Annotated in this window: 11 protein-coding genes; 7 read left to right on the forward strand and 4 right to left on the reverse strand. The window is 74.1% G+C overall.

Annotation, left to right across the window (positions count from 1 at the left end):
- Positions 1-154 precede the first annotated feature (154 nt).
- From Sru01_RS19645 to Sru01_RS19655, 3 genes are all read left to right on the forward strand, one after another.
- On the forward strand, positions 155-1186 hold the full coding sequence (locus Sru01_RS19645; RefSeq protein WP_203988549.1) for an alpha/beta fold hydrolase: 1032 nt from the start codon (positions 155-157) through the stop codon (positions 1184-1186).
- A gap of 24 nt (positions 1187-1210) precedes the next feature.
- Positions 1211-1684, forward strand: coding sequence for a cupin domain-containing protein (locus tag Sru01_RS19650; RefSeq protein ID WP_203988551.1), 474 nt, complete (start codon positions 1211-1213; stop codon positions 1682-1684).
- A gap of 109 nt (positions 1685-1793) precedes the next feature.
- Positions 1794-2660 (forward strand): alpha/beta fold hydrolase, encoded by an 867-nt coding sequence (locus tag Sru01_RS19655; protein WP_239137568.1) that lies wholly within the window; start codon positions 1794-1796, stop codon positions 2658-2660.
- A gap of 11 nt (positions 2661-2671) precedes the next feature.
- On the opposite strand, the gene Sru01_RS19660 is transcribed toward Sru01_RS19655, so the two are convergent.
- A complete protein-coding gene (locus tag Sru01_RS19660) occupies positions 2672-2854 on the reverse strand; it encodes a hypothetical protein (RefSeq protein WP_203988553.1) in 183 nt (60 codons plus the stop codon).
- Between the two features lie 154 nt (positions 2855-3008).
- On the opposite strand from Sru01_RS19660, the gene Sru01_RS19665 reads away from it, so the two are divergent.
- Complete coding sequence (locus tag Sru01_RS19665; protein WP_203988555.1) at positions 3009-4142, forward strand: hypothetical protein; 1134 nt, start codon at positions 3009-3011, stop codon at positions 4140-4142.
- Here the strand turns inward: Sru01_RS19665 and Sru01_RS19670 are convergent.
- Positions 4099-4830 carry a VIT1/CCC1 transporter family protein gene (locus Sru01_RS19670; protein ID WP_239137569.1) on the reverse strand — a complete coding sequence of 244 codons (732 nt, stop codon included), beginning with the start codon at positions 4828-4830 and terminating at the stop codon, positions 4099-4101. The two genes, Sru01_RS19665 and Sru01_RS19670, sit on opposite strands and share 44 nt — an antisense overlap.
- An 86-nt stretch (positions 4831-4916) precedes the next feature.
- Positions 4917-6095 carry an MFS transporter gene (locus tag Sru01_RS19675; protein ID WP_203988556.1) on the reverse strand — a complete coding sequence of 393 codons (1179 nt, stop codon included), beginning with the start codon at positions 6093-6095 and terminating at the stop codon, positions 4917-4919.
- Between the two features lie 376 nt (positions 6096-6471).
- On the opposite strand from Sru01_RS19675, the gene Sru01_RS19680 reads away from it, so the two are divergent.
- The gene (locus Sru01_RS19680; protein ID WP_203988557.1) at positions 6472-7197 is read left to right on the forward strand and encodes a DinB family protein; all 726 of its coding nucleotides are present in this window, start codon (positions 6472-6474) and stop codon (positions 7195-7197) included.
- Positions 7198-7412: 215 nt separating this feature from the next.
- On the opposite strand, the gene Sru01_RS19685 is transcribed toward Sru01_RS19680, so the two are convergent.
- On the reverse strand, positions 7413-8507 hold the full coding sequence (locus tag Sru01_RS19685) for a winged helix DNA-binding domain-containing protein (RefSeq protein ID WP_203988558.1): 1095 nt from the start codon (positions 8505-8507) through the stop codon (positions 7413-7415).
- A 266-nt stretch (positions 8508-8773) separates the two neighbouring features.
- Here Sru01_RS19685 and Sru01_RS19690 point away from each other — a divergent pair, with 266 nt between their 5' ends.
- Complete coding sequence (locus Sru01_RS19690; protein WP_203988559.1) at positions 8774-9898, forward strand: sensor histidine kinase; 1125 nt, start codon at positions 8774-8776, stop codon at positions 9896-9898.
- A complete protein-coding gene (locus Sru01_RS19695) occupies positions 9895-10557 on the forward strand; it encodes a response regulator (RefSeq protein ID WP_203988560.1) in 663 nt (220 codons plus the stop codon). The genes Sru01_RS19690 and Sru01_RS19695 overlap by 4 nt, the downstream gene beginning before the upstream one ends.
- The last annotated feature ends 107 nt before the right edge of the window (positions 10558-10664 follow it).

Here is a 10664-nt window from a genome sequence, read left to right on the forward strand (position 1 = left end):
CGACCGTCAAACCGCAGTCATATGGCGCTCGGTGCCGCAGTCAGGTGACGCTCGCGCGGCGAACCAGGCGGTTTCTACGGTTTGCCCCATGAACGCCGAACGCTCCTTGGGCGGCGACGCCGGAACGTTCGGCGAATCGAAAGGGGAACGCCTTATGAGAAGGATCCAGCCCACCACCGACCCGAAGATACCCGGCCGTGTCCTGGTCCCTATCGCGGTGATCGGCATGCTCGCCACCCTGGCCCCGGCCGCCGCCGCCCGGACCACGCCCGCGCCGGTCACGGCCGTCGCCGGCACGACACCATCGAAGATCGGCGACGAGACGCGCGTTCCGGCGGGTTTCCAGGAGAAGAAGGTTCAGGTCGGCGACGTCGCGATCAACTACGTGCGCGGCGGACGCGGGCCGACACTGGTCCTGCTGCACGGATACCCGCAGACCTGGTACACCTGGCGCGAGATCCTGCCCGACCTCGCCAAGCACTACACGGTCATCGCGCCGGATCTTCGCGGAGCGGGCAAGAGCGACGCGCCCGCCGGCGGCTACGACAAGAAGACCCTTGCCGCCGACCTGCACGGGTTGCTGACCACGCTCGGCCTCCGGCGGCACATCAGGCTCGTGGGGCACGACATCGGCACGATGGTGGCCTACGCCTACGCCGCCGCCCACCCCGGCGACGTCGCCAAGCTGGTGCTCAGCGAGGCCCCCATCCCCGACAAGACGCTCTACACCTTCCCTTCCCTCACCGCCGGCGGGCCGGGCTTCTGGAACTTCGGCTATTTCAGCCTCACCAACGGCCTGCCCGAGGCCATGGTGACCGGCCGGGAGCGGCGGTGGGTGGAGCGCTTCACCGACTCCCTGGAGGTCAAGAACGGCGTTCAGGGCCGGCAGATCCGCGAGTACGCCCGTTACCTGCGGGACGACGCCCATCTACGGGCGAGTTTCGAATGGTTCCGCGCCTTTCCCAAGGACGTCACCGACAACGGTGTGTACGGCAAGAAGAAGCTCACCATGCCCGTGCTCGCCATCGGCGCCCGCGGCAGCCTCGGCGACTTCGTCCCCACCCAGGTCCGCACCTACGCGACGAACGTCACCGGAATCGTCATCGAGGACTCCGGCCACTGGATCTTCGAGGAGCACCCCGAACAGCTCACCCGCACCCTCCTGCGCTTCCTTCAGAAGAACTGACCCACCTCGACCAGGAGTACCCACATGAACAAGGAGCGTTCATCTCCCGCCGGCGACCGGCGAGCCCCCTTCTGGTTCCTCGGCGGCCAGGCCCGGATCCTGGTGCCGAGCACGGCGACCGGCGGCAGCCTGAGCGTGATGGAGTTCACCGACTCCAAGGGGCACGCGCCGCCTTTGCACGTGCATGAGGCGGAGGACGAGATCTGGATCGTGCTCGATGGCGAGGTCACCTTCTTCATCGGGGACGACCGCCACGACCTGCACGCCGGCGCCGTCGCGCACGGCCCGCGAGGTGTCCCGCACAGCTATCTGGTCCGCTCCCCGAACGCCCGCCTGGTCGTGGCCTTCGGCCCCGCCGGCATCGAGACATGGTTCGCCGCCAACGGCTCACCCATCGTCGACGTGAACGACGCACCGGCCCCCTTCGACATCGAAGCCGTCATCGCCTCTGCCCAGGCGCACCGCCTGCGCGTGACGGGTCCTCCCCCCGCGGCCTAGACGCACCGCCGGCCACCACGCCATCGCGTGATCCGCCCTGCCGGCGGCGGACGAGCACTCGGGCCTCCCGCCACCGCCGAACCACCTCACCCCACCAAGGAGATCCGCCATGTCCGCGCACCCGTCCCCACCGGCCTCCTGGTCCTCCCGGCCGGGAATCCGCATCCTGTCGACCATGACGCTGGCCTTCGTGGCCCTCCTGGCCCTGCTCATCACTGCCCTCGCCTCGCCGGCCGCCGCCACCCCGGCGGGCCGGCACCCGGTCAAACCCACCGTGGTGCTGGTCCACGGCGCGTTCGCCGACGCCTCGAGCTGGACCAAGGTCGTCACCCGGTTGCAGGGGGCCGGCTACCCGGTGATCGCTCCCGCCAACCCCCTGCGCGATCTGGCCGGGGATTCGGCCTACCTGTCCAGCGTCCTGTCCACGATCGACGGACCGGTCGTCCTGGTCGGCCACTCCTACGGCGGAGCGGTCATCTCCAACGCCGCCACCGGCCACCCCAACGTCAAGGCGCTGGTCTTCATCGCCGCGTTCGCGCCCGAGGAGACCGAGTCGGCGCTCGACCTGACCGGCAGGTTCCCCGGCAGCCGGCTGCCCACCAGCCTGATCACCCGCCCGTATCCGCTGCCCGGCGGCGGCACCGGCACCGACACCTACATCGACCCCGCCGCGTTCCGTGCCGCCTTCGCCGCCGATCTGCCCGGCCGCGACACCGTGCCGATGGCCGCCACGCAGCGCCCGGCCGCCCTGGCCGCCCTCGGCTCTCCGAGCGGACCGCCCGCCTGGAAGACCATCGCCTCCTGGTACCTGGTCGCGGGCGCCGACCAGGCCATCCCGCCGGCGGCCCAGCGGTTCATGGCCGAGCGGGCCGGCGCGCACACCAGCGAAGCCCGAGACGCCTCGCACGTGATCATGATTTCCCGGCCGGACATGACCGCCGCCGTCATCATGGCGGCGGCCCGCACCACCGGCTGATCCACCCGCTCTCAAGCGGTCTGGACCGCGGCGGGCGCGACCCGCGCCTGCCGCGCTTCCCATCCGGCCGGCCCTCCTTCGCGGATCCGGCGGATCATGCGGCCCGCCGGACCGGCCACCGCGCGGCCCTCGTCCGCTCGGCCCGTCCACTGTTCGCCTGCCGGAGGCACCTTCAGAATGGAGACGATCCCCATGGCGCACTTCCCCGCCCCCTCGAACAGGCGGCCTGTCCCGGGTATCGCCCTCTCCCTTATGCTCGCCTGGCGAGTTTATTAATCGGGGGGAATCATGGTGCGGCGTCGAGGGGAGACTGTTGCGGCCGGCGTCACGGCGAGGGCGGGGGCGCGGGTGGCCCGGCAGGTGGTGCTGGCGCAGGCGGCGCTGGGCTTCACCGTCAACAGCCTGGGCGCCTGCCTGGTGCTGCTGGCCCGCGATCTCGGCACCGCCCCCGAGGAACTTCTGTGGCTGTCGTCGTCGTTCGGAGCCGGTCTGCTGGTCGTCGGTCTGGCCGGGACGGTGGCGCTGCGGGCCGGCCCCCAACCGGCCCTGCGGGCCGCCGCCCTGGTCACCGCGGCGGGGGCCGCCGTGCTCGCCACCGGCGCGACCGCGGCCGTCGCGGCGGCCGGTGCGCTGCTGCTCGGCCTGGGCGCCGCCGGGCTGGTGCTGGTCACCCCGGCGCTGCTGCGCGGCGCGGACGCCGCGGCCGGGCTGGCCCGCGCCAACGGCGCCGCCAGCGTCAGCGCGCTGTTGGGCCCGGTCGCCATCGGCGGGCTGGCGGCCGCCGGCGTGTCGGGACGGCTCGCGCTGCTGGCGACCGTCCCCCCGCTGCTACTACTGGCGGCGGGTGCCCGCGGCGGCACCCCGGCACCGCGCGACGACGGCGCCGCCCGTCCCCGGGCGTGGCGGGTGGCCGGCAGGTGGACCGCCATCGTGGTCGCGGTGTCCATCGAGTTCTGCTTCACGATCTGGGCGACCGCCCGGCTGCTGGACGCCGGTCTGGCCGCCGGCGCCGCCGCGGCGGCCGCCGCCGCTTTCCTGGCCGGGATGGCGGCCGGCCGGCTGGGGGCGCCCCGGCTGATCGGCCGCGGCGTCCCGGTGGTGCCGCTCGGCTGCGCCGTGGTGGTCGCCGGCACCGTCGCCGTCGCGGTGACCACCACCCCGCCACCGGTCATCGCAGGCCTCGTGGTGGCCGGGCTCGGCGTCGCCCCCCTGTACCCGGTCACCCTGGCCCGGCTGGTCCAGACCCCTGGGCTCCCGCCGGCGCGGTCGGCCGCCTACGGCACGCTGGCCTCCGGCACCGCGATCCTGGCCGCGCCGGCCGCGCTCGGCGCGCTCGGCGCCGCCCTGGACCTGCGCACCGCCTACCTGGTGGCGGTGCTCCCGCTGGCGGCCGTGCTGGCCGCCGCCACCATGTCCATCCGCTGGCGGGCCGGCGGCGTCAGCCGATGGCGGTGCCGACCAGGTGGCCGATTCCGTAGGTGACCGCGGCGGCGGCCGCGCCGAGCAGCAGCTGGCGGGCGCCGCCGAACAGCAGGGAGCGGCCGGTCAGCCGGGCCACCAGGGCGCCGGTGACGAACAGGCCGGCCGCGGTGAGCGCCACGGCGGCGGTCACCGAGCCCAGGCCGAACAGGAACGGCAGCACCGGCAGCAGCGCGCCCAGCGCGAAGGCCACGAACGAGGAACCGGCCGCCACCCACGGCGAGGGCAGGTCGTCGGGGTCGACGCCGAGCTCCTCGCGGGCGTGCACCCGCCAGGCGATCTCGTCGTGCCGGTGCAGCTGCCGGGCCACCTCGGCGGCGAGCTCGGGGGTCAGGCCGCGCGCCTGGTAGACCATCGCCAGCTCGCGCTGCTCGGCCTCGGGGTTGCGGGCGATCTCGCGGCGCTCGACGTCGATCTCCGCCAGGGTCATCTCGGTCTGCGAGCGCACCGAGGTGTACTCGCCGGTCGCCATGGAGAACGCGCCTGCGGCCAGCCCGGCCAGCCCGGCGACGGCCACCGTCCCGCCGCTCGCGCCGCTGCCCACCACACCGGCGATGAGCGATGCGTTGGAGACCAGGCCGTCCATCACGCCGAACACCGCCGGCCGCAGCCACCCGCCGGTCACGTCCCGGTGGTGGCGGTGCAGCTCGGCGACATGCTGAGCGGCAGCGGAGTCCATCTCGGCGCTCATCACGGTCCTTCCGGCGGGGGCCCGATGCGTTCCAAATATAAAGACCGCCGGCCGGTGCTCCCGCCGCGGCCCCGATTTCGGCCCGGTCAGCGCGCCGGGGTGCGGGGCGCGACGGAGGGGGTGGCGGCGTGCCGGCCGAGCAGCCGGGCGCCGGGCAGCATGGCGGCCAGCAGCACCGTCACCAGCGCGAAGGAGGCCGGCAGGCCGGTGAGCGCGGCGATGCCGCCGATGGCGCTCGGGGCCAAAAAGCCCGAGGTGTAGCTGATGGTGGCGACCCCCGCCACGCCCTCGCTCGGAGTAGGGCCGGCGTTGCCGGCCGCGGTGAACACCAGCGGGACGACGACCGCGACGCCCAGGCCGATCAGCATGAACCCGGCGACGGCCGGCGTCGGGGTGCGGGCCAGGACGACCAGCACCCCGCCCGCGGCGCCCAGCAGGGCGCTGATCCGCACAGCCGCCACCGGGCCGATCCGGCGGACCACCGCGTCCCCGCACAGCCGGCCCGCGGCCATGGTGAGCGCGAAGGCGGTGTAGGCGCCGGCGGCCGTCCCGGCCGAGGACCCGGTCACCTGCTTGAGGTAGACGGCGCACCAGTCCTGCGCCGCGGCCTCCCCGAAGACCGCGCAGAACCCGATCAGCCCGAGGACCAGCACCCGCCGGGACGGCAGCGCGAACCGCGGCGGGGCGACACCGTCGCGGTCGGCGGGGACCTCGAGCAGCCGGGGACCGGCCGCCAGGGCGCCGGCCAGCAGGACCGCCGCGACCACGGCCAGGTGCACCCGGGCGTCCAGCCCGACGTGCGCGGCCACCACGCCGGCGGCCCCGCCCGCCAGCCCGCCGACGCTCCACATGCCGTGCAGCCCGGACATGATCGACCGGCCGGTGTGCCGCTCGACCACCACCCCTTGAGCGTTCATCGCCACGTCGCACATGCCGCCCAGCACGCCGTTCACCAGCAGCACCGCGAACAGCAGCGGAATGTTCGGCGCCAGCGGCGGCAGCGCGACCGCGCAGCACCACAGCGCCAGCAGCAGCCGGGCCGTCCGCCGGGCGCCCAGCCGGTGGGACACCCGACCGGTCATCGGCATCGCGATGATGGAGCCGACCGCCGGCGCGAGCAGCGCCAGCCCCAGCTCGCCGGGGCCCGCGCCGACGTGTTCCTGGATCCAGGGCACGCGGGTGGCGAAGCTCCCGGTGACGGCCCCGTGCAGGGCGAAGGTGGCCGCGACGGCCACCCGGGCCCGCCGCACGGTACGCGCGTCCATCTCCGCGAAGATACCAACGAGCCCCGACATCGCCGGCGCCCGGGGCGGATCGGGCGCCCGCCAACGGCTCGGGCCCGCGCAGCGTGCACGGTCACACATGGAGGTCGATTCGGGCACGCGGATCCGGACGGGGTGCCACCGGAATACGGCAGAAACGGGCCGCGACGAGTAACTCTGCAGATCAGCGCAAGCAAGTGAGGCGTGAAGGAAATGATCGGGGGCATCGAATATCGAATACTGGACCCGCGAAGGCTTCGCCGTGGAAACGCCCGTCGACCTCGTCGCCAAGCCCGCTGACCCCCTCACCGCCCCCTCCACGCCGTGACCTGCGAATGCTGACAGAGGCTTGTCGGTGCTCGGGCCTATCGTCCGGAGCATGAACATGAAGCGGTACGTCGAAGAGGATCTGCACGGTGCGGAGTTCCGCGAGTGTGACCTGACCGGGGCACGGCTGATCGGCGTCGCCATGCAGGATGCCGTGATCGACGGGCTCATCACCAACCTCGTGGTGAACGGCGTCGAGGTCACCGAGTACGTCGAGGCAGAGCTCGACCGGCGTCATCCGGTGCGGGTGCTGATCCGCTCCGAGGACCCCGCCGATCTGCGCGAGGCATCGCGTCAGCTCCGTGCCGCCTGGGCCGCCACGATCGAGCGGATCCGCCGCACGCCCGGCATCGAGCGCCGCAGCGTCAACGACGAGTGGTCGGCGGTGCAGACGATGCGCCACTTGGTCTTCGTCCACGACTCGTGGTTCCGCCGCTGCTGCCTGGGCTCCACGGAGCTGTTCACACCGATGGGCATCGGGCCGACCGTGGAGCCCTACCGCGAGGCGCACGGGCTTGACCTCTCGCTCGATCCGGCCCTCGACGAGATCATGAGCGTGCGTGACGCACAGGCCGCCGAGCTCGAGGCCTGGCTCGACGAGGTCACCGCTGAGCGACTCGCGGCGCGAGCGCCGGTGCCCGACGACGACGTCTGGCCGCCGTACGCGCGGGGCCGCTCGGTGCGCCGGTGCCTGGGCACGGTGCTCAACGAGACCTTTGAGCACCACCGCTTCTGCGTCCGCGACCTCGACCTGATCGAGGCACAGGACGCTGAGTAGGGCCGCTAGGGCCAGTCGTGGGTGGGATTGGCTTGTTGCCCGTGAAGGTGTTGTCGGACCAGGTGACGGTGGCGGAAGCCAAGATCTTAACGGCTGATCAAAGCCCGCGGCCCGTTTCTGCCGTACTCCGGTGACACCCGCGGACGGGCCGGATCCGCGCCGCCGCCGGCCATACCCGCGGGGCCGGCGGTAGGCGGGGACCCGGGGCGCGGCCGTCAGGTTTCGGTGCCGAGTCGGACGTGCTTGATGTCGTCGTCCAGGAAGGCGGCCAGGTCCTCGGCTTCGGCGCGCACGGCCTGCCGTTCCTTGGCGGTGAGGGGACGCAGGGGGTCGATGCGCAGCAGGTGGTCACGTACCGCCCAGGTGGCGCTGACGCGCCCGTCGACCAGGACCGCGCGGTGGCCCGCGACCGACAGGCTCAGGTGGGCGGCGTCGATGATGCGGCTGCGGTCATGGTAGCCGAGGATGGCGTTGTCGAAGGCCGGCAGGAACCGGACGGGGGCCGGGGTGTCGGGATGAGGGCGGGGGGCGTCGGGCAGGTCGAGCAGCTCGCGGCCGCGTTCGTCGCGGAAGACGGCGAGTTCTTCCCGGAGGGCCTTGACGGCGGCGGGAAGTCCGGCCAGGCCGCACCAGGCGCGCAGGTCCGCGGTGGCGGCGGGCCCGTAGGCGGCGAGGTAGCGGCGCAGCAACCGCTGCCCGACGGGATCGTCCTCGCCGGCGGGCAGCGGGTCGACGTCCCTGCCCAGCCAGGCGGCCAGCGGCAGGTTGCGTACGCCGGCCCGCCGGCGCCACAGGCCGCGCGGCGGGAGCTGGGCCATGGGAATCAGAGCCGAGACCAGCAGCTCGCCCAGGACGCGGCGTGGCGTGCCGGGCCAGCGGTCTTCGAGGGCTTCGACGAGCTCGCGCATGGTGCGGGGCCGCCGGTCGGCCATGACCGCGCGGCCGGCGGCGGCCACCTCCTCCACCTCGACGCCGGCCAGCTCACGCCGGTAGGTGGCCAGCACCCGCCCGCGCAGCATGGTGTCGTGGCGGGCCCGCCAGGCGAGCACGTCGCCGGAGGCGACCAGATGGACGGTGCGGCGCATCAGATGGGTGCGCACCACCGCACGGCCGGTCAGCGCCTCGTCCAGCCGGCCCGGCTCGAAGCCGGCCAGGCGGGACCACAGCCCGATGAACGGTTCCTGGGGCTCCTGCGCCTGCAGGCCGCACAGATGGGCCACCACCTCGGGCACCGATGTGCCGGTGCGTGCGAGCAGATGCTGGCGGGCCAGGGTGGCGCGGTTGAGGGCGCGGCCGTCCAGGACGGTCATGATCTGCTCCTTGGTGCCTCGCGGTGACGAACACGCCGCCCGCCGGACGGACCCGTGCGGGCCGCCGGCCTGACCAGGAGGGGTGCCTCCTGAACGGCTCGTCCGCCATCCTGGCGGAGAGGTCCGACAGGATGGGCGCTGCCGCCGCCGCGGCAGCCGGCTGCCGCGACCGCCGCAGGACCGGCGAAGGTACCGCGGGCGCGGTAGCCGGCCGATCATCCGAGCGCCGGGGGCGCCGGTCGTGGACATCCGGCTAGGGTGCGGCCATGAGCACCGGGCGAACCGGCCTGCGGGCCGGTCTCACCGACTGGGTGATCGCCGGCTGCGTGGCGGCGACACTGCTGGTCACCGGACTGTCCGGGCAGGGCCGGGCGGCGGGCGCCGTTCTCGGCTGCGCGCTGCTGGTGTCCGGCGGCCTGGCGCTGGCCGCGCGCCGCCGGGCCCCCATCGCCGTCCTGGCCGTCACCGGCGCGTGCGCGCTCGGCTACCAGGCGGCCGGGTTCGACGTGCCCGCCGTCGCCTACCTGGTCGCGGTGTACACCGCCGTCCGGGCCGGGCACCGCGCCGTCACCATCGCGGCGAGCGTGGCCATGCTGCTCGCCCTCCCGTTCGCCGCCCTGATCTCCGGATCGCACGACACCGCCGCGGCGCTGGCGCAGGCCCGGGGCGCCCTGGAGGTGGCCTGGCTGATCGCGGCCGGCGCCGCGGGCGAGGCGCTGCGGCAGGCCGAGCGCCGGGCCGACGAGGCCGAGCGGACCAGGGAGGAGACCGCGCGGCGCCGCGCCGACGAGGAACGGCTGCACATCGCGCGGGAGCTGCACGACTCGCTCACCCACCAGATCTCGATCATCAAGGTGCAGGCCGAGGTGGCCGTGCATGTCGCCCGCCGGCGGGGCGAGCCGGTGCCCGAGGCCCTGCTGGCGATCCGGGAGGCCGGACGCGAGGCGGCCCGGGAGCTGCGGGCGACCCTGGAGGTGCTGCGGGACGACACCGGTGGCCCGCCACGCGGGCTCGACCATGTCCCGGAGCTGGTGCGCCGGGCCCGGACGGCGGGGCTCGCGGCGACGCTGACCGTCGGCGGGCACCGGGGCGAGCTGCCGGCGGCGGTGGACCGGACCGCGTACCGCATCGTCCAGGAGTCGCTGACCAACATCGCCCGGCATGCCGCCGCCACCACCGCCTCGGTCCGCATCGACCACCGTCCCGGCGCCCTGGTCATCAGGGTGGACGACGACGGCACCGCCACCCCGGGCACCGCGCCGGTGCCCGGGGTCGGGCTGCTCGGGATGCGCGAGCGGGTCACCGCGCTCGGCGGCCGGCTGCGCGCCGAACCGCGCGGCGAGGGCGGCTTCACCGTCCAGGCGGAGATCCCGCTGGAGCGTACGTCGTGATCCGGGTCCTGCTGGTCGACGACCAGCCGTTGCTGCGCAGCGGGTTTCGCGCCCTGCTCGATCTGGAGGACGACATCGAGGTGGTCGCCGAGGCCGGCGACGGGATGGCGGGCGTCGCCCTGGCCAGGGAGCACCTGCCCGACATCGCCCTCATCGACATCCAGATGCCCGTCGTCGACGGCATCGAGGCCACCCGGCGCATCGCCGCCGACCCCGCGCTGGCCGGGGTGCACGTGGTCATCCTGACCAACTACGGCCTGGACGAGTACGTCTTCGACGCGTTGCGCGCCGGTGCCGCCGGGTTTTTGGTCAAGGACGTGCTGCCGGAGGACTTCGTGCACGCCGTGCGGGTGGCCGCCCGCGGGGACGCCCTGCTCGCCCCGTCGATCACCCGGCGGCTGATCGACCAGTACGTCGCCCGGCCGCGCCGCCCGGCCGCCGGCGGCGGCCCGGCCGGGCTCACCGACCGCGAACGCGAGGCCGTCGCGCTGGTCGCGCGGGGCCTGTCCAACGAGGAGATCGCCCAGCAGATGGCGATCAGCCCGCTGACCGCCAAGACCCACGTCAACCGGGCCATGACCAAGCTGCAGGCCCGCGATCGCGCGCAACTGGTGGTGTTCGCCTACGAGTCCGGCCTGGTCACCCCGGGCGACGGCTGATCCGGGCCGGGCCGCGCCGGGGCCGGGCGGCACCGCCTCGCCGGTGGCTCCGGTCGCCTTGACGGCCCATATCGCCGCTGACAAGGTGGCGGCATGTTGGATGTGGA

Source organism: Sphaerisporangium rufum (assembly GCF_016863395.1).
Taxonomy (GTDB): Bacteria; Actinomycetota; Actinomycetes; order Streptosporangiales; family Streptosporangiaceae; genus Sphaerisporangium; species Sphaerisporangium rufum.

Bases quoted from the DNA above. Each gene is read 5' to 3' on its own strand.
- Sru01_RS19675 (WP_203988556.1), bottom strand. From the start codon at position 6,095: ATGGACGCGCGTACCGTGCGGCGGGCCCGGGTGGCCGTCGCGGCCACC.
- Sru01_RS19660 (WP_203988553.1), bottom strand. From the start codon at position 2,854: ATGGGGATCGTCTCCATTCTGAAGGTGCCTCCGGCAGGCGAACAGTGG.
- Sru01_RS19690 (WP_203988559.1), top strand. From the start codon at position 8,774: ATGAGCACCGGGCGAACCGGCCTGCGGGCCGGTCTCACCGACTGGGTG.
- Sru01_RS19670 (WP_239137569.1), bottom strand. From the start codon at position 4,830: ATGAGCGCCGAGATGGACTCCGCTGCCGCTCAGCATGTCGCCGAGCTG.
- Sru01_RS19680 (WP_203988557.1), top strand. From the start codon at position 6,472: ATGAACATGAAGCGGTACGTCGAAGAGGATCTGCACGGTGCGGAGTTC.
- Sru01_RS19650 (WP_203988551.1), top strand. From the start codon at position 1,211: ATGAACAAGGAGCGTTCATCTCCCGCCGGCGACCGGCGAGCCCCCTTC.
- Sru01_RS19655 (WP_239137568.1), top strand. From the start codon at position 1,794: ATGTCCGCGCACCCGTCCCCACCGGCCTCCTGGTCCTCCCGGCCGGGA.
- Sru01_RS19685 (WP_203988558.1), bottom strand. From the start codon at position 8,507: ATGACCGTCCTGGACGGCCGCGCCCTCAACCGCGCCACCCTGGCCCGC.
- Sru01_RS19645 (WP_203988549.1), top strand. From the start codon at position 155: ATGAGAAGGATCCAGCCCACCACCGACCCGAAGATACCCGGCCGTGTC.